The organism is Petrachloros mirabilis (genome assembly GCF_975968855.1).
This window is the reverse complement of the sequence record NZ_CDLUDY010000165.1, coordinates 1-16121: the sequence shown is the minus strand read 5'-3', so window position 1 is coordinate 16121 and position 16121 is coordinate 1. Positions and strand designations below refer to the sequence as shown.

The window sequence follows — 16121 nt, the reverse complement described above, 5'->3', positions numbered from 1 at the left end:
GGCTAATAGCCATGCCCGTGCGAAAATCCTCCAAACCTGTTTTGCGTTAGGCGGAAAACGACTCCCCGCAGCCGCAGGTTTTATTGGCATTCGGGTTGACGAATTTGAAGTTTCCACCCATCAAGTCCTTGTGGTAGTCCAGCTGCGTTCCTTGAAGATAGATCGCGCTTTTGGCATCGACGATCACTTTTATCCCATCGAATTCATAAACTTGATCGTGCGGCCCGATCTTTTCATCAAAGTTGATCGTGTAGCTAAGCCCGGAGCAGCCGCCTCCCTTCACCCCGAGCCGAAGCCCTCCCTCCGTGAGGCCTTGTACGTTGACGAGGCGCTTTACTTCTTTGATTGCGGCTTCCGTAAGAGTAATGACTGGGGTTTGGGTTTGCGTGTTGGTCTGTTCCATGGGCTGTCCTCCTGTCTCGTTACTTCGTCTCCGTCTTTTTCTGGTAGTCGGACAATGCAGCCTTGATGGCATCCTCCGCCAGGACGGAACAATGGATCTTCACAGGCGGCAAATTCAGTTCCTGCACGATGTCAGTATTCTTGATCTTCTTGGCTTCCTCGATCGTTTTGCCCTTGAGCCATTCGGTGGCGAGGCTCGAACTGGCGATCGCGGACCCGCACCCGAAGGTCTTGAACTTCGCGTCTACGATCGTGTCGTTCTGGACTTTGATCTGCAGCTTCATCACGTCGCCGCATTCGGGGGCGCCAACCATACCGGTTCCGACCCCTTCTTCATCCTTCTTGAAACTCCCCATGTTTCGGGGGTTGTTGAAATGATCGACGACTTTGTCGCTATAGGCCATGGTAACTCCTCCTCCGGTTCTCTCTCGTTCAGTGGGCCGCCCACTGAACGGATTTCAAGTCGATGCCATCTTTCGCCATTTCATACAGCGGCGACATTTCCCGCAGCTTGGTCACAATCTCGATAACCTTCTTGATCGTGTAGTCAATCTCTTCATCCGTGTTGAATCGGCCGAGGCCAAATCGGATCGACGAATGGGCAAGTTCCGTTCCGACCCCCAGCGCTCGCAGCACATACGAGGGTTCTAGTGTAGCCGAGGTACAGGCGGAGCCGGATGACAACGCAATCTCTTTCATCCCCATCAACAAGGACTCTCCCTCGACATATGCAAAAGAGATATTGAGGTTGCCGGGTAAACGATTCGTCGGATGACCGTTCAGATAGCTTTCTTCCAACGCGGCCATGATGCCGTCTTGAAGTCTGTCACGCATGGCCGCTAATCGGATCGATTCCTTCTCCATTTCTTGTTCGCAGATCTCGCACGCCTTTCCAAAGCCGACGATCAGCGGAACCGGCAGCGTGCCGGAGCGCATTCCTCGTTCGTGTCCTCCACCGTCCATTTGGGCGGCGATTCGGACACGGGGATTCTTCTTCCTGACGTAAAGTGCCCCAATGCCCTTGGGACCATAGATTTTGTGGGCGGAGAACGACATCAGGTCGATCCCCATCGACTGCACGTCGACGGGAATCTTGCCAACCCCTTGTGTGGCATCGCAATGGAAGAGGACGCCCTTCTCTTTGGCGATCTTTCCGATCTCCGAAATGGGATTGATCGTGCCGATCTCGTTGTTCGCCAGCATGACGGAGATCAAAATTGTCTTGTCCGTGATGGCATTTCTCACGTCTTGTGGGTTCACCATGCCTTGCTTGTCAACCGGTAGGTAGGTGATGGTGGCCACTCCTTTTGCCTCGAGGGATTTTGCTGTATCAAGAACAGCTCGGTGTTCCGTTGAAGACGTGATGATATGGGTGCCCTTCTCCTTGTACATTTCCAGGACACCTTTAAGAGCCAAATTGTCCGATTCCGTGGCGCCGCTGGTAAATACGATTTCTTTAGAGTCGGCTTTGATCAGCTTGGCGATCTGTTTGCGGGCCCGCTCGACTGCTTCCTCCGCTTCCCATCCGAACGCATGGTTGCGGCTGGCAGCGTTGCCGAATTTCTCCACGAAATAGGGAAGCATAGCTTCCAGCACCCGAGGGTCCATCGGTGTGGTGGAATGGTTGTCCAAGAAAATAGGAAGCTTCATCGTTCGACTCCTTGTGTCGTTGGCGACTGAATCGTAATCAAGGGTGTTTCCCCCAACATGTCTTGAAGGGTCATGCTGTTGAGCAACTGAAAGATGCTGTCCTGCACTTTCAGCAGCGGTGTTCGGATATTGCAATGTTCCCGCTGTAGGCATGATTCTCCTTCTTTTTCATGAGAGCAGTCGGTAATACCCAGAGGTCCTTCGACGCTCTCAAGGATCTGCGCGATCGTGATGCGTTCGGCGCTTCTAGCCAAAAGATATCCGCCTTTTGGTCCGTTATGGCTTTCTATCACTCCGCTCTTGGCCAGAACTTGAAGAACCTTGGCCAAGAGTTCGAGCGGAATGTGATACTCTTCCGCGATTTCTTTAGTGTTGACAACGCGACCTGAGACCACATCGCCTGATTGAACTGAAGCAATGTGCTGAAGTGCCATCAGCGCGTAGTCGGCTTTTTTTGAAATCTTTAACATTGCTATTGCCGATTCCTACGATCGGAGACTATAATGATCTCCGATCAATTTGGTCGTACTCATGCTATCATTTTGCCAATGTGCTGTCAATGGCGGAAAAGTCAGAATATTCGGGATAATGACAGATAATCAGAAAGGACAAACTTGATGGGAGGAGTCAACCCCTATATCGAAAAAACAGAATACGAGCTTCCCAAGAAACCCTATACGATTACATATATTTTACCAAATGGGCATGTCACAAAAGTAGAAGTTGATCCCTCAAAGATTCCGTATGGGGAAACAGGATTACCGGGAAGTATTCTGGACGTGGCGATGGGCAGTGGTGTGGAACTCGAACATGTCTGTGGTGGTGTTTGTGCCTGTTCTACCTGCCATGTGATTGTCAAAGAAGGTCTTGAAAGCTGCAATGAAGGCTCAGATGATGAGTTCGACCAGTTAGATGAAGCTCCAATGACGACATTGCAGTCGCGGCTTGGTTGTCAATGTGTGCCGAACGGCACAAAAGATGTTGTGGTGCAAATCCCGGCTGTGAACAAGAACTTAGTCAAAGAGGAGCATCATTAGTCGTAGGTCTCGGTTTTTACTTCCTTTCGGGCATACCCCACCTGGGCGAAATAGGCACGCAAAGGCCGCACGAATCCCTTGGTTCCGCATATCATTGGAAGCACTCTTGGTGTGCCTTCTACCAGCGGGCCGAGCATAGACCATGCGAGGTCGGCGCCTTGCTGCTCACCTCCTGCCGCGACAAGGGGCAAGTATCGAAAACCTGGATGCGTGACGGCGAGAGTCAGTAGTTCCTGGTGAAAGAGCAACTCACCCTCTTCTGGGGCCACAGTGATTAACATGACCGATGCTGTCTGCTTCCGGGCATATAACTCCCTCAACATGCACCGGATCGGAACAAGGCCTGTATACCTGGTAACGAATAGCAGCTCGCGATTGAGCTGAGCGGGAAGGGTAAAGTTTCCGTAAGGGCCTGACAAAAGTATCTCGTCACCGGCTTTGAGTTTATAGAGATAATTCGAGCCCAGACCGCCAGCGACATGGTCAAAAACTAGGGTAAGTTCGCCGGATTTAGTGGCAGGAGCCGCCATTGAGTAGGCACGGTTCAGAGGCGGCTTCGTCCCAACGGGCAGTTTCAATGAGACCCATTGGCCAGGCTGAAACGTGATGTCCCGTTCTTTTGGCAGGAGAATCAATTGACGCACGTGAGGCGTCAAGTCTGTGGACGAAAGGACCGTGGCCCATTGCGTGAATTCTGGCATATCGAGTTTCCACTAGATCTCTTATCAGAAGGACGCATAAGAGGAAAGGGCGGCAACCTGTACAACTGTTTTTCCTGCATGTTATAGATACCAGCCTTTTGCGAAGGAGTGGGATGTCGCTATGACTCAGGTCCGTGTTCGGTTTGCCCCGAGCCCGACAGGTTATCTCCACATAGGTGGAGTTCGCACAGCCTTGTTCAATTGGCTTTTTGCCCGACAGCAGTATGGTGTTTTCGTGCTTCGTATTGAAGATACAGACCAGAGCCGCTCGACGCAAGAGTCAATTCAGGCCATCCTGGAAGGGATGAAATGGGTTGGGTTGGATTGGGATGAGGGGCCCTTTCGCCAGACTGAGCGGATGGAGCTCTATCGTAGCCATGCCCTATCGTTGCTCGATAAGGGCCAGGCATATTGGTGTGTCTGTACAGCCGAAGACTTAGAAGCAAGGCGCAAGGAAGCAGAGGCGAAGGGGCTTTCGCCTCGTTATGATGGTCGTTGCCGCAATCTCGGCATCGTACAACCTCCCGAGGCTGCCGCCCTGCGGTTCAAGGCACCTCAAGACGGTCAGACCATTGTCGATGACCTCATCAAGGGAAGGATCGTCTTCGACAACGGCGTTCTGGACGATCTCATCATTCTGCGTTCTAACGGCTATCCGACTTACAACTTTTCAGTAGTCGTTGATGACGCGCTGATGCACATCACGCACGTTGTGCGAGGCGACGATCATTTGACGAATACTCCCCGCCAAGTTCCGATCTTTAAAGCGCTCGGGTTTCCCGTTCCGCAGTTTGGTCATCTGCCGATGATTCTCGGGTCCGACAAGTCACGGCTGTCGAAACGGCACGGGGCGACATCGATCATGGCCTATAAAGAGATGGGGTATTTGTCCGATGCGATGGTGAATTACTTGGTCAGGCTGGGCTGGTCGCACGGCGATCAGGAAATTTTCACGCGGGAGGAGCTAATTGAAAAATTCTCGTGGGACCACGTACAAAAGTCGGCAGCGGTGTTCAATCCTGAAAAGCTACTCTGGATGAACGCTGAATATATCAAGGTGAGTCCGCCCGGCAAAATAGCTCAGGAGTTGGTGCCACTTTTGGAACAAGCGGGATTACAGGAAGAGGTTCGGGCCGTCTTGCCAGAATGGCTGGCTCAATTGGTCGTTCTGGTAAAGGAGCGGGCTAAAACCCTTACCGATATGGTCATGTGGGTGACGCCTTACTTTGGGCAGGCTGTCGCAATGGACGAAGAGGCGGCCAAGAAGTTTCTCACGCCGACGATAGCACCGGTCTTGAGCAAGTTGCTTGCACGGTTCAAGGCGTTCCCCACTTTTTCCAAGCAAGAGTGGGAAGAATCCTTCAAGAAGTTGGTTGAGGAAGAAGGGATCAAGATGGGCCAGTTAGCTCAACCCGTTCGGGTAGCCCTAACAGGCCGCACCGCCAGCCCGGGGCTTTTTGAAGTGATGGAGGTACTTGGTCGTGAGCGGACGTTGTTCCGTCTTCAAAAGGGGATTGAGCGGGCCTCTTCATCCTGACGGCCTTGTCGCCGTAAATCAGCGTCGATCTTGACGGAACTCCGATCCGTATATTAGTGTGGGCGTCGGTTGGGGGATCGTCTAGCGGTAGGACGTCAGTCTCTGGATCTGACTACCTAGGTTCGATTCCTAGTCCCCCAGCCAATTATCTTTCTCCCGCCGACTTTGTCAGATTACTACTGCCCGTTACCGCGCTGGGGGATCGTCTAGCGGTAGGACGCCAGCCTTTGGAGCTGGCTACCTAGGTTCGATTCCTAGTCCCCCAGCCACTATTTCTGATGGAACCTCTCTACTTTCTATTTCAGTGAAGCCAGATCGATCACAAATCTAAACCGCACGTCGCCTTTGATAATTCTTTCGTAGGCCGCATTGGCCTCCTGAACCGGAATCGTCTCAATATCGGATTCGATCCTGTGCTCGGCGCAGAAGTCGAGCATTTCCTGAGTTTCCTTGATGCCTCCGATCACGGACCCGGCGATGCATCTTCGGTGCATGATGAGAGGAAACGGCTCCAAGGGGGTCGGTTTGTCCGGTGCACCTACAAGTATCATTGTTCCGTCAGTCTTGAGCAAATTGAGATAGGCATTGTAGTCATGTGGTGCAGAAACGGTGTCGAGTATAAAGTCAAAACGGCCCTCTAATCGTCGGAACGATTCAGGAATCGTGGTTATGGCGAAGTCAGCAGCTCCCAAGCGCTCGGCGTCTTTCCTCTTGCGGTCAGATGTACTCAGAACAGTCACCTCGGTTCCCAGCGCCTTGGCGATCTTTACGGCCATGTGGCCGAGGCCGCCCAAGCCAACCACCGCAAGCTTGTGATATTTCCCGACGCCCCAATGACGAAGCGGGGAATAGGTTGTGATACCGGCGCAGAGGAGCGGGGCCGCGCCAGCCGGGGAGAGTATCTGAGGAACATGTAACGCGTACTGTTCATCGACAACGATCTTGTCTGAATACCCGCCTTGTGTGACCTGGCCGTTCTTGTCTCGACCACTGTAAGTCAAAAGCATTCCGGATTCACAATACTGCTCCTGACCTTCCCGGCATGATGCACAAGTTCTACAGGAGTCCACAAAGCAGCCGACGCCAGCCCTGTCTCCGACGCGAAAACGAGTGACAGCAGTTCCAATCTGCGCGACGATGCCGACGATCTCATGGCCAGGCACCATCGGAAAAATCGAGTTGCCCCATTCGTTACGCGCTAGATGGATGTCTGAATGGCAGATTCCACAGTGGGAAATTCTGATCAAGACATCGTGGGTACCAACATCGCGCCGTTCAAACGAGAAAGGTTGCAGCGGCGTTTTGGCATCGAGGGCGGCATACCCGTTAGTTGTCATCATTGGGGTCCTCCCTATCAAAACAAAAGCAGTGATGGCAGTAATGAGAGCGTGACCTTAGCAAGATCGCCCGAACTTGCCAACCAAGGAGTGACCTACACGTATTCACTGCAAGCGATCTATCCAGCTGCGTTATGACCGCGATCGATATCTTAGAATTCGCTGACGATACGGGTGTTCAATGGAGCGTCGGCCTTTGTCGTAAGCAGGCTTGAACCGTAGAGACGAAGCGGGCGCAGTTGCTTTGTACGGGTGTCAAAAAGTAGCACTTATCAGTGCCGGGGATTTTGGGTTAATCCTTTGGGCATTGGTTTGGCACTTTGTCTGATTCATGCGTATCGTGAGCAGGCAATTCCATCGTCAAAGGAGGCCCTGGAACTCGATATTCCTCAGCGGCCCAGGCACCGAGGTCGACGGTTTGGCAGCGCTCTGAGCAGAAAGGACGCCATGGGTTGCCTTCCCAGGTGGTCGGGTGTCGGCAGATGGGACAAGTCATGCCAGACATTCTAGCAAACGGGGTAGGATAGGGGGCAAGCGTCAGCTGTGGCGAGGGTATTTGCCGGTTCTGGCTTGGAGTAGGCGATGAAGGCGGTTGTGATCGATCTCAGAAAGTGCAATGAATTCAACTCCAAATTCTCCGTGCTCGCTCCAGCGGACTGCAGCAGATTCGATCGTAATGGGGGACCCCAAGTCAGTGGCGCGAACGAGTATTCTCACGGCCGAGCCCGGCAGAACGGAGGACAGGCTGGACACGGCGCATCCACCGGCCGAGAGGTCGAACATGGTCCCTTCTCTGATGGAAGTATTGCCTGTCGTTGAAAAATAAACCTGAAGATCAACCGGAACTCGCGGGTGTTGGCGACATTCGATCATGATCGGCTCCTTCCACTATGGACCGTTGGGCAACGCGTCGCTTCAGGTGCGTTTAGTGTATCAAACGCCGTTGTTCGGTAAAGGAAACGCGTGAATTCGACGGATGGATGAAACGAGGTGAGGGATTATTGAGACGGAGAGTTTTCAAACACCTTCACGGCAACGGCTTTCTGCTTCATCTTCTGCACCAGACCGGTATACGAGACCTCGTGGATGATACTCGTGAATTGTGACCGGTAGTTGTTGACGATGCTGGCACCGTCGATGACCACATCATAGACCCGCCATTCCGTTCCATGGCTGATCAAACGAAAATCGATCGGCGTCTCAGTTTTTCTCCCTTTGAGTTGTGTCCGAACCTCCGCATACAGGTCCTGACGTTGTTCGCCGAGGTAGTCAACCTGCTCGTCATGGTGTTCGGTAATTCGCCCGGCGAAGCTATCGCGGAGCAGTTGGACGAAGAGGCTTACGAATTCCTGACGATCGTGTTCGGAAAGCATCAGCCAGGGTCTACCAAGAGCGCGTTTGGCCATTTCTTCGTAGTCGACGCCTCGTCGAATCACGTCTTCGATCTTATGACGACGTTCTTCCGCGCGCTCCGCCTGCTTCAGGGCATCATCGTCGAGCACGGCTATGAGATCGGCGATCGTCCCCTTGACGGCTTCCGTAGGGGTCTGGCCGTTATTGACCTCTGCCGCATGAACCGCCAGTGGTTCAGCGGTAACAAGAAGTGACAGCAGAACATTCCTTAGTGATATCGAGAGTAGGTGTTGGCGCGCCGTTCTCTGAGTTTTCATGGCACAAAGTGGCTCCTAGATTCGATTCAACGTTGTGCTCTAAGCGTAGCAGGGAAGCGGAGTCTGTAAAGGAAGGGCAAATTCGCGGAAACTAGAAAGAGTTCAGAACCCCTGGTTGAAGCCAGGCAAGAGGTATCTATCGTGATGTCGATGACTTGTCGATCTTGGCCCAGGCGTCCTTCAGCGAAACTGTACGATTGAATATGGGCGAAGATGATGTGGAATCAGGATCGGCGCAGAAATAACCCAAGCGCTCAAACTGAAATCTGTAGCCAGGCTTTGCATCTTTCAAGCTCGGTTCGACCTTGCAACCCGTGATCCTCTCCAAGGACTGGGGGTTGAGGTAGGTTGTCCAGTCATGGTCAGCAGGAATTTTGGAAAGGTCCGCTTTCAACAGCAGATTGTATAGACGGACTTCGGCGTCGGCTGCGTGGTCGGTAGAAACCCAATGAATAGTCGCCTTGACTTTTCTCTGTGCCTCGGGGCCTCCACTTTTCGTCGCCGGATCATATGTACAGTGCAGTTCGGTGATCTTGCCAGTGTGAGGATCCTTGGTAACCTCTACGCATTTAATAATGTACGCATAACGCAGCCGGACTTCCCGGCCCGGTGCAAGTCTGAAGAACTGCTTCGGCGGGTCCTCTAGAAAATCGTCATGCTCGATGTACAGGGTGCGGGAAAACGGGACTTTCCTCGTACCAGCCGACGGATCTTCCGGATTATTGACGGCATCCAGTTCTTCCGTTTGGCCTAGCGGGTAGTTGTCGATCACGACTTTCAATGGTTTTAAGACGGCCATGACCCTCTGGGATCGCTTATTGAGATCCTCACGAACAAAGTGCTCCAGTAACTGCATTTCGACCACGGCATCGCGTTTGGCCACGCCGATCTGTTCGCAGAAATTCCGGATAGCTTCCGGAGTGTACCCTCGGCGCCTCAGCCCTTTTATGGTAGGGAGGCGAGGATCGTCCCAGCCGTTCACAAGCCTCTTTTCAACCAGTTCGAGCAGCTTCCGCTTGCTCATGACCGCATAACTGATGTTCAGCCTGGCGAACTCGATTTGTTGCGGGCGGTGAGACGTTCCAGCCTGTTCGATCACCCAATCGTACAACGGGCGATGATCTTCAAATTCCAAGGTGCAGATTGAGTGGGTGATACCTTCGATGGCATCAGAGAGGGGATGTGCGTAATCGTACGAAGGATAGATGCACCAGGTCGTCCCGGTGCGGTAATGTGAGGCGTGCCGGATCCGATAGAGGACGGGATCTCGCATGTTGATATTCGGCGATGCCATATCGATTTTGGCACGCAGGACGTGGGTTCCGTCCTGAAATTCGCCGGCGCGCATTCGCCTAAAGAGATCGAGATTTTCTTCGACCGATCGGTCTCTGAATGGGCTTTTCTTACCCGGTTCAGTCAGGGTGCCGCGATAGCGTCGGATTTCATCTGCGGAAAGGCTGTCGACATAGGCGGCTCCTTTCAGGATCAAACCCTCCGCGAAATCGTAGAGTTTTTGAAAATAATCTGAGGCGAAAAATAACTTGTCACCCCAATCGAATCCAAGCCAGCGCACGTCTTCTTGGATCGAGTGCACGTACTCGGGATCTTCTGTCGTCGGATTGGTGTCGTCAAATCGAAGGTGGCAGACTCCCCCTGGCGAATCCTGCGCCAATCCAAAATTCAGGCAAATCGACTTGGCATGGCCGATATGGAGGTAACCGTTAGGTTCGGGGGGAAATCGCGTGACAACACGGCCTCCGTGCTTGCCGGCTGCAAGGTCGGCCGCTACGATTTCTCGGATGAAATTGGAAGAGCTCGTTCCCTCAGCCAAGATGTGCCTGTTGCTAGCGTATTTCTGACCCGCGTCAATCGGCCAATTCGTGGCCACTTGTATCATAAGAAGTATAGGAGGGAGAAGGGCTCAGTTGCTCGGAGTGACCATCGTGATGGAAAAATCTTTCGGTCAGGCAGTTTGATGTGTCGGCAGCTGCATCACATTAAAGTCTTTCTGCGCGATTAGGTGGCCGTCCATGCGGAGGCGGAATTCGTACCGTCCGGGGGCGGGGAAGATCAGCGAAGGGATATTAATGCCGAAGTCCGAGCTCTGGAGGCGGTCGGCGATGACGATATTCGGGAGAGCGGCACGACAGACAAGCTGCTCATTGTTCAGATAAACGAGGTCAATGGCGAATTCGTAGCTGCCTTCGGCATCGGTCAAGCAGAAGTACAATCCCATCTGCTGGTGCTGGAAGGGAAAGCTGAGAGCCTGGAGATGGGTAAACAGTCCGATCAAACTCTTCTTCTTGGTTACGGTGTCTTCGATGACCTGGTCACAAACCAAGAAAGCCTGAACGCTCGGTTTGGCAATATCCGACATGAAAGCTATTCTACGAGACTCGTGACTTCTGTCAAAGGGATCTGAGATTCCGGCTGATAGAGGAAACGGATGGAGGAGTGGAGTCGATCAATAAAGATTCGGAAGGGCCGTATCTATCCTATCCTATGGCCGCCGCGCTGCCACGACATTCTATGACATCTCCGAATTTCGTCAGTCCGGTTCCGATTCGGCAATAGTGCGGGGTGACCGAGACGAGTTCCCCCTTATGGGTATAGAAGCTGGCACTGGCAAGCCGGATCTTCCTGCGTTGAAACAAGCAGACCTCGATGACCGAACCGCCTGTTGCCCGATTGGACACGGTCACTGTCATCGGACCATCAATTGTTGCGTCCTGAGCAGTCGTCACAGAAACGGCGTAGCGGCTGGATCCGGTTGTCGAGAGTTGATTGCGCCGAATGTGCCCGATACGTTGGCCTCGCTCATCGTAGAAGTCCATGGTTAAGAGCAATGCCGGATTGGCGGGCAGGACTTCTAATACAATTTGTTCCTTGCCTTGTAATTTGATCACGCCATTTGTGGTTCGAAACACGTTCGAACCGATTAACACTTCCAGTCCCTGTTCCGGTTTTTCTTCCTCGACGACGACGTCAGTTATGTCGTCGTCGATGTCCAGCATATCGTGATCGGGCTGAAAGAACTTATTCATTGCGCAAACCTACGTCTGGCTTCATGGAGAAAAAGGAGTCAAACTTCATGGCATTATGCTTACTGACATTGACGAGCGAATTGGCGAAAGGTAGGACAAGTTACGTATGCTGTCAAGTTGTTTGTGGAGCAAAAGATGAAAAAAAGCCGTACCTTAGCTTGGGGCAGGAATTGAAAAGGCGAAATGCCCTATGATACTGTCCAGATGTAATTCACACCTCGGTCTGGTCCCATCGTCTAGCTTGGCCTAGGACGGAGCCCTCTCAAGGCTTAAACACGGGTTCGAATCCCGTTGGGACCACCACGGTGAATTTATTGAAGTTTTAGGCTCCGTGTTTGAGGAACATTCAAATGTTCCTCGAACATGGAATTTGTGACGGTTGGAAAACTCGCCAGCATTCGTCTCGCCGGCTCTTCGTAAAACGACACCGCTTGCTTCAACTGCGCAGGACGAATCATCGTGTAGATCTGCGTCGTATCGATGCGCTGATGGCCGAGCAGTGCGCGTACCTGCTCGAGGTCGTGTCGTTGCTCTAACACTTCCATCGCCACGCCATGACGGATGTCGTGCGGCTTCAGCATCGGATAGCCGATAAGCCGGCCGTAGAGTTTGCAGAGCCGCCAGATGTTTTTCCCAGTCATCGGCGCGCGATGCCTTCCGACAGCTCGACGTCCCCACACAGACCAGAAGATCGGTGTTTCGGGCGTCAACATCTTGACGGTTGGCGTCACGAATTGCTCGAGGTAGGCGTGCAAATAGCGCATCACCGGCTCGGGCAAGGGAATGTCCCTGGTCCGCCCGCCCTTCACGCGCACCCGCCGCAATCCCCATAGTCCGTCCAGGTGCCTGGCTTGAAGCGTGGCCACGGAAGCGCGCCGCATCCCCGTAAAGCGCAAGATCAGGAAGATCGCGACATCCCGGGGTCGTTGCCTCTTTCGTGCCGCCTCGATTAGGGCATCCATCAAGCTCGGTGTCGGGACTTGCTTCGGAGGTTCGATGCGATGGGGTGGTCGATCCATCCCCGCAATCGGATTGATCGGCAAGGCGTCTCGCTTCACCAGCCAGGTGCAGAAGCTGGAAAGGGTCGACTGCCTCGTCCTCATGCTGGAGACCGACAAGTCTCGTGCGGCCATGTCGTCCATCCATTCCTGGATGGTCGGCCGAGTCAAATCCGACAGTCTGGCGACTTTTCCATACCGATCGCGAACAAACACTAAAAACTGCTCCAGATTCCAGCGAGCGGTCTGGACACCTCCCTCCGTCTTGCCTCGCTGTTTGAGTTGGTAGTGACAAAACTGCTCCACTAATTCCACTAACGGTCGCGTCATGGCCGTACCTTTCCGGTCCCTGCCACAACTACGACTTCGCCGGACGGCAGTATGCGGAGGCACCAACCACCCGTCAAGTGCCGTGTGAGGTATCAAGGCAGCGTCACTGGCTATCAGGTCGGTATCCATCGTTTCCACCCACTTCGGGGGAGTCTGACGACACCCCCGTACCCCCAAGATGCGCCCGCGTATCCGCCGGCATTCCGGAGCCCTTCTTCCTGTGTCTCCCTTTACCGACCAATTGACGATGGCGCTCTCTCCACCGATCAGCGCCTTCAACAATGGCCCCCTCCATCCACGTGTGTCCTCCCGGCAAGGCACAGAGGGCAGCGAGCATCGGAGCCACTGACCGTTCAATCCAGCCCTTCACCCGCTCCGTATCCGGCTCCTCGTGCTGTACCGAGAGACGAGCATTCATGAAGCCCCTCGTCAGAGATTCGTACCATGCGAGCCGAGGAGCCCGCGCCCGCTCCTCGTCCTCGGCGTCCCGTGTGGTGTCCCGAAAATCGACGTAGGACCGAAGCAGCCCAATCAGAAAGCCTTTCCAGTCTGGTTCCTCCAGCCCGATGAGCGCTTGACCGCACAGCTGGGCGCGATCCTGTTTGAACTCCAATTCCCATCGGATGCCGTACTCCTCGGGATGAGGATGTTTCTTCGCCGTGAGCTCAAGCCGCTTATCGTAGACCCGCAGCAAGGTTTGGCTTTGGGGACTTCCGAAGTAGATCGTTTCCCCGGAGGCAGTACCCCGGTGCAACGAGAACGAGCGAATCATCTGGATACGGTCTGCACGACTAATGCATTGGCCTACTTCAGCGGCCTGCGTGACGTAGGTCAAAGGCACCGATGCCTGTCGATCATCGAGAGCGCAATCAATTCTCGTGAGATGACCTTGTTGGGTTTTGATCCACTGCAGAAGATTTTTGACGGAGGGCAGGTCCCATGACGAAACGATACCAGCGGAAAGGTCCACGTGCACTTCGCGGGGCTCACGTCGTGCACCGGTACCGAGCAGACCGACTCCGTGGGCTTGATTCAGGACCCATGAGTCTGGATAGCAGCGAAATCCACCCTTCCTCCTGGACCAGTCTCCTTCAATCCGTTGCATTACAGAGTGGGCAGATGCGGACGGCAGGGTGAACGCGATCCAATCGATAGTCAACGTGAACACGGAGGTGCCGGTGTCAGGGGCCAAATCACTCACGTGTCAGCCAAGCCCCCGTGTTACCAAGCGGGGGCGGTTGGGCGGCGCGCGGCCGGCCTCTGCCGCCCGGCGCGCTCGCCTGCATGCTCCGTCGGGTCCGCATCTCATTTGCCCGTCTCTCCATCGCTTGGCGGACTTTCTTGAAATCAAACCGATAGGCCGTGCCTTCACGCGTGGATGGAATGAGGCCGCTTCGGGCTGCCCGACGTACCGTATCCGTGCTGACGCCGAGCAGCTCGGCAAGTTCTTTGATTGACATCGATGTTTTTGCCTTCACGTGTTCCCTCCTTTTTGGTTTAGAGACGTCCTCAACTTACGCGGACGGTGCTTCCGTTGGGAATTAGGCACATGACTGCTTATGACCGCTCTTGTACGCTTTACAGTCCTTTAGGATGCATGTTCGTCAGGACTTCCGGACGAACCTCCCTCGTTGCCTTGCGTAATGAGCCTAAGGCTGAATGAGAGCGAACGGAATTAGGCACGTTGCGGCACCTTACGGCGTTTCACGACTCTGGACAGACTCTTCAATCGAATCGATGAGAACAAGGTCAGGTTAGCGCACCGGCGGAAGCGGGGGGATTAGGCAGTGGGGGTCTGTTGAGGCCTGTTTGGGACCGCTTAGGACAACAGATCGTTTCCGAGCGAGAGGAAAACCATCATGAAGCGAGTCAGCGTTCGGACACGATTGCCTTGACTTAAAGCGTATGACAATATTATGATCGATCATCAATTGGTAAGGAGGTCTGCAATGGCGACGACGACGATCTCACCGAAGTTTCAAATTGTGATTCCCAAGGAGGTTAGGGAAAAGCTTCATCTAACCCCGAGCCAACGCCTGCAGGTGGTGGAGAAAGGGGGAGTCATTACCCTGGTGCCGGAAGTCCCTCTCAAATCCCTGAAAGGCGTGCTCAAGGGCATGTCCAAAACTGACATTCGGGAAAAGAAGGATTGTCTGTGAAGGTCTTGCTGGATTCCAGCGGGTGGATTGAATTCTTTACGGGTGGTCCACTGGCCGACCGGTATGCCGCCTATCTCGTCCCTCGGTATCAACTCATCACGCCGACCATCGTCTTGTATGAGGTGTACAAGAAGATCAAGCGAGAGCGTGGAGAGGAGACCGCGTTATTGCTCGCAGGGCGGCTCAACGCGACACAGGTCATCCCACTAACGGAATCGATCGCATTTCTGGCAGCCGACGTAAGCTTACGCCATGGGTTGGCCATGGCCGATGCGATCGTTTATGCGACAGCTAAAGACCAGGAAGCTGAATTAGTAACGGGAGACGCAGATCTAAAGGATCTGCCTGGAGTAGTTTACATCAAGTAGAAAGCTGCTACATTCTTCTGGTTCAGAAGGAGAAAGACTCCCGGCCTCTTATAATTCGCCTCCTTCGCCCGTTTCTCCATCGCCTGACGGACTTTGGGCCAGTCAAATCGGGAGGCCGTGCCTTCTCGGGTCGAGGGAATGAGTCCGCTGCGAGCGGCACCACGAATCGTATCCGTGCTGACATTGAGCAGTTCGGCCAGTTGTTTGATCGAGATCAATGTGTGTGTGCCTTCATCTGTGTTCGCTCCTCCGTGGTCTGAAGACGTGCTCACCCTACGCTGACGGCGCGTCGTTGGGAATTAGGCACATGACCGCTGATGACTGCTCCTGGCTGCTTGAGGCTGCACCGCGAACCAGCGTTCTCATTTCAGTCGCGAGCGTAAGGGGAAACGGGTGGGAAGGGGATTAGGCAGCTTACGGCACATTACCGCAACTCACGACGTTTGACGCACTCGCCCAGCCAAAAAGGCGCACCAGTTGGACATTCCACAATTGATACTCAAGGTGCTGGTTTGTCCTGTCCTGATAGCAGCGTGGTAGCAGACTTTGAGGAAGAGGGCGCGAGATTAGAAAACCCTCCAACACCAGAGACTATAGGGCGCGATCTGCACTCAGCGGTTGAATCTCAATCACTTGCAGATGGGTTGGAGCGGATGAGAACCAATCAAACACGATGGAGCACGATAGTTCTGCACAGTTTAGCTACAGTGAATCGCGGTAATCCTTGATGAGTGAATACAAGGCATCGGTGCTGGAGGTCCAAGCATAAACACGCAGAACGGCATTCCATCCTCTAGGCCACAAAGCTGTTCGAGTGGAATGGCAGTCCCAGCAGGATGCGAATGGTCTGATCCAGCAGTGCCGGGTTGAACGGCTTGCGGAGAAACG

General features: G+C 53.7%; 20 protein-coding genes and 3 tRNA genes. 7 read left to right on the top strand and 16 right to left on the bottom strand.

From position 1 onward, the window contains the following. Positions 1 to 46 precede the first annotated feature (46 nt). From ACWVCN_RS06725 to ACWVCN_RS06710, 4 genes are read right to left on the bottom strand one after another with little or no spacing between them, the layout of a single operon-like run. Positions 47 to 403 carry a HesB/IscA family protein gene (locus ACWVCN_RS06725; RefSeq protein ID WP_455244789.1) on the bottom strand — a complete coding sequence of 119 codons (357 nt, stop codon included), beginning with the start codon at positions 401 to 403 and terminating at the stop codon, positions 47 to 49. A 19-nt stretch (positions 404 to 422) separates the two neighbouring features. After that, on the bottom strand, positions 423 to 806 hold the full coding sequence (gene iscU, locus ACWVCN_RS06720; RefSeq protein WP_455244788.1) for a Fe-S cluster assembly scaffold IscU: 384 nt from the start codon (positions 804 to 806) through the stop codon (positions 423 to 425). 28 nt (positions 807 to 834) lie between these two features. Next, positions 835 to 2052 carry an IscS subfamily cysteine desulfurase gene (locus ACWVCN_RS06715; protein ID WP_455244787.1) on the bottom strand — a complete coding sequence of 406 codons (1218 nt, stop codon included), beginning with the start codon at positions 2050 to 2052 and terminating at the stop codon, positions 835 to 837. Then, on the bottom strand, positions 2049 to 2522 hold the full coding sequence (locus ACWVCN_RS06710) for an RrF2 family transcriptional regulator (protein WP_455244786.1): 474 nt from the start codon (positions 2520 to 2522) through the stop codon (positions 2049 to 2051). The genes ACWVCN_RS06715 and ACWVCN_RS06710 overlap by 4 nt, the downstream gene beginning before the upstream one ends. Positions 2523 to 2669: 147 nt before the next feature. Between ACWVCN_RS06710 and ACWVCN_RS06705 the strand changes: the two genes are divergently transcribed. Next, positions 2670 to 3089, top strand: coding sequence for a 2Fe-2S iron-sulfur cluster-binding protein (locus ACWVCN_RS06705; protein WP_455244785.1), 420 nt, complete (start codon positions 2670 to 2672; stop codon positions 3087 to 3089). On the opposite strand, the gene ACWVCN_RS06700 is transcribed toward ACWVCN_RS06705, so the two are convergent. Then, on the bottom strand, positions 3086 to 3790 hold the full coding sequence (locus ACWVCN_RS06700) for a ferredoxin--NADP reductase (protein ID WP_455244784.1): 705 nt from the start codon (positions 3788 to 3790) through the stop codon (positions 3086 to 3088). The two genes, ACWVCN_RS06705 and ACWVCN_RS06700, sit on opposite strands and share 4 nt — an antisense overlap. A gap of 121 nt (positions 3791 to 3911) precedes the next feature. Between ACWVCN_RS06700 and gltX the strand changes: the two genes are divergently transcribed. From gltX to ACWVCN_RS06685, 3 genes are all read left to right on the top strand, one after another. Continuing rightward, positions 3912 to 5327, top strand: a complete 1416-nt coding sequence (gene gltX / locus ACWVCN_RS06695) for a glutamate--tRNA ligase (RefSeq protein WP_455244783.1) — start codon at positions 3912 to 3914, stop codon at positions 5325 to 5327. A 70-nt stretch (positions 5328 to 5397) separates the two neighbouring features. Further along, a tRNA-Gln gene (locus tag ACWVCN_RS06690) sits at positions 5398 to 5471 on the top strand. Between the two features lie 51 nt (positions 5472 to 5522). Further along, a tRNA-Gln gene (locus tag ACWVCN_RS06685) sits at positions 5523 to 5596 on the top strand. Between the two features lie 27 nt (positions 5597 to 5623). Here the strand turns inward: ACWVCN_RS06685 and ACWVCN_RS06680 are convergent. The 7 genes from ACWVCN_RS06680 to ACWVCN_RS06650 all read right to left on the bottom strand — a co-directional run bounded on the left by ACWVCN_RS06680 (position 5624) and on the right by ACWVCN_RS06650 (position 11378). After that, positions 5624 to 6667, bottom strand: a complete 1044-nt coding sequence (locus tag ACWVCN_RS06680) for an NAD(P)-dependent alcohol dehydrogenase (protein ID WP_455244782.1) — start codon at positions 6665 to 6667, stop codon at positions 5624 to 5626. Positions 6668 to 6956: 289 nt separating this feature from the next. Then, positions 6957 to 7160: a DNA gyrase inhibitor YacG gene (locus ACWVCN_RS06675; protein WP_455244781.1), complete on the bottom strand. Its 204-nt coding sequence runs from the start codon at positions 7158 to 7160 to the stop codon at positions 6957 to 6959. 41 nt (positions 7161 to 7201) lie between these two features. Continuing rightward, on the bottom strand, positions 7202 to 7537 hold the full coding sequence (locus ACWVCN_RS06670) for a PilZ domain-containing protein (RefSeq protein ID WP_455244780.1): 336 nt from the start codon (positions 7535 to 7537) through the stop codon (positions 7202 to 7204). A gap of 125 nt (positions 7538 to 7662) precedes the next feature. Further along, entirely contained in the window at positions 7663 to 8334 is a 672-nt protein-coding gene (locus tag ACWVCN_RS06665) for an MlaC/ttg2D family ABC transporter substrate-binding protein (RefSeq protein WP_455244779.1), read from the bottom strand. A gap of 136 nt (positions 8335 to 8470) precedes the next feature. Further along, a complete protein-coding gene (locus ACWVCN_RS06660; protein ID WP_455244778.1) occupies positions 8471 to 10222 on the bottom strand; it encodes a glutamine--tRNA ligase/YqeY domain fusion protein in 1752 nt (583 codons plus the stop codon). Between the two features lie 75 nt (positions 10223 to 10297). After that, positions 10298 to 10711 carry a DUF6941 family protein gene (locus ACWVCN_RS06655; RefSeq protein WP_455244777.1) on the bottom strand — a complete coding sequence of 138 codons (414 nt, stop codon included), beginning with the start codon at positions 10709 to 10711 and terminating at the stop codon, positions 10298 to 10300. Positions 10712 to 10829: 118 nt separating this feature from the next. Next, the gene (locus ACWVCN_RS06650; RefSeq protein WP_455244776.1) at positions 10830 to 11378 is read right to left on the bottom strand and encodes a hypothetical protein; all 549 of its coding nucleotides are present in this window, start codon (positions 11376 to 11378) and stop codon (positions 10830 to 10832) included. Between the two features lie 225 nt (positions 11379 to 11603). Here ACWVCN_RS06650 and ACWVCN_RS06645 point away from each other — a divergent pair. Next, positions 11604 to 11681 (top strand) — tRNA-Glu (locus ACWVCN_RS06645). Positions 11682 to 11689: 8 nt separating this feature from the next. Here ACWVCN_RS06645 and ACWVCN_RS06640 read toward each other — a convergent pair. The 3 genes from ACWVCN_RS06640 to ACWVCN_RS06630 all read right to left on the bottom strand — a co-directional run bounded on the left by ACWVCN_RS06640 (position 11690) and on the right by ACWVCN_RS06630 (position 14184). Beyond that, positions 11690 to 12706, bottom strand: a complete 1017-nt coding sequence (locus ACWVCN_RS06640; RefSeq protein WP_455244775.1) for a tyrosine-type recombinase/integrase — start codon at positions 12704 to 12706, stop codon at positions 11690 to 11692. Between the two features lie 103 nt (positions 12707 to 12809). Next, positions 12810 to 13907 carry a replication initiation factor domain-containing protein gene (locus ACWVCN_RS06635; protein WP_455244774.1) on the bottom strand — a complete coding sequence of 366 codons (1098 nt, stop codon included), beginning with the start codon at positions 13905 to 13907 and terminating at the stop codon, positions 12810 to 12812. Continuing rightward, a complete protein-coding gene (locus ACWVCN_RS06630) occupies positions 13900 to 14184 on the bottom strand; it encodes a helix-turn-helix domain-containing protein (protein ID WP_455244773.1) in 285 nt (94 codons plus the stop codon). Before ACWVCN_RS06630 ends, ACWVCN_RS06635 begins: the two co-directional genes overlap by 8 nt. A 471-nt stretch (positions 14185 to 14655) precedes the next feature. Between ACWVCN_RS06630 and ACWVCN_RS06625 the strand changes: the two genes are divergently transcribed. Continuing rightward, positions 14656 to 14865 (top strand): AbrB/MazE/SpoVT family DNA-binding domain-containing protein, encoded by a 210-nt coding sequence (locus ACWVCN_RS06625; RefSeq protein WP_455244772.1) that lies wholly within the window; start codon positions 14656 to 14658, stop codon positions 14863 to 14865. Further along, positions 14862 to 15233 carry a PIN domain-containing protein gene (locus tag ACWVCN_RS06620; RefSeq protein WP_455244771.1) on the top strand — a complete coding sequence of 124 codons (372 nt, stop codon included), beginning with the start codon at positions 14862 to 14864 and terminating at the stop codon, positions 15231 to 15233. Before ACWVCN_RS06625 ends, ACWVCN_RS06620 begins: the two co-directional genes overlap by 4 nt. On the opposite strand, the gene ACWVCN_RS06615 is transcribed toward ACWVCN_RS06620, so the two are convergent. Beyond that, the gene (locus ACWVCN_RS06615) at positions 15221 to 15451 is read right to left on the bottom strand and encodes an excisionase family DNA-binding protein (protein WP_455244770.1); all 231 of its coding nucleotides are present in this window, start codon (positions 15449 to 15451) and stop codon (positions 15221 to 15223) included. The genes ACWVCN_RS06620 and ACWVCN_RS06615 overlap by 13 nt on opposite strands. Positions 15452 to 16121: the final 670 nt, after the last annotated feature.

Coding starts and splice junctions, on each gene's coding strand:
- ACWVCN_RS06725 (WP_455244789.1), bottom strand. CDS start 403: ATGGAACAGACCAACACGCAAACCCAAACCCCAGTCATTACTCTTACG.
- iscU (WP_455244788.1), bottom strand. CDS start 806: ATGGCCTATAGCGACAAAGTCGTCGATCATTTCAACAACCCCCGAAAC.
- ACWVCN_RS06715 (WP_455244787.1), bottom strand. CDS start 2,052: ATGAAGCTTCCTATTTTCTTGGACAACCATTCCACCACACCGATGGAC.
- ACWVCN_RS06710 (WP_455244786.1), bottom strand. CDS start 2,522: ATGTTAAAGATTTCAAAAAAAGCCGACTACGCGCTGATGGCACTTCAG.
- ACWVCN_RS06705 (WP_455244785.1), top strand. CDS start 2,670: ATGGGAGGAGTCAACCCCTATATCGAAAAAACAGAATACGAGCTTCCC.
- ACWVCN_RS06700 (WP_455244784.1), bottom strand. CDS start 3,790: ATGCCAGAATTCACGCAATGGGCCACGGTCCTTTCGTCCACAGACTTG.
- gltX (WP_455244783.1), top strand. CDS start 3,912: ATGACTCAGGTCCGTGTTCGGTTTGCCCCGAGCCCGACAGGTTATCTC.
- ACWVCN_RS06680 (WP_455244782.1), bottom strand. CDS start 6,667: ATGATGACAACTAACGGGTATGCCGCCCTCGATGCCAAAACGCCGCTG.
- ACWVCN_RS06675 (WP_455244781.1), bottom strand. CDS start 7,160: ATGACTTGTCCCATCTGCCGACACCCGACCACCTGGGAAGGCAACCCA.
- ACWVCN_RS06670 (WP_455244780.1), bottom strand. CDS start 7,537: ATGATCGAATGTCGCCAACACCCGCGAGTTCCGGTTGATCTTCAGGTT.
- ACWVCN_RS06665 (WP_455244779.1), bottom strand. CDS start 8,334: ATGAAAACTCAGAGAACGGCGCGCCAACACCTACTCTCGATATCACTA.
- ACWVCN_RS06655 (WP_455244777.1), bottom strand. CDS start 10,711: ATGTCGGATATTGCCAAACCGAGCGTTCAGGCTTTCTTGGTTTGTGAC.
- ACWVCN_RS06650 (WP_455244776.1), bottom strand. CDS start 11,378: ATGAATAAGTTCTTTCAGCCCGATCACGATATGCTGGACATCGACGAC.
- ACWVCN_RS06640 (WP_455244775.1), bottom strand. CDS start 12,706: ATGACGCGACCGTTAGTGGAATTAGTGGAGCAGTTTTGTCACTACCAA.
- ACWVCN_RS06625 (WP_455244772.1), top strand. CDS start 14,656: ATGGCGACGACGACGATCTCACCGAAGTTTCAAATTGTGATTCCCAAG.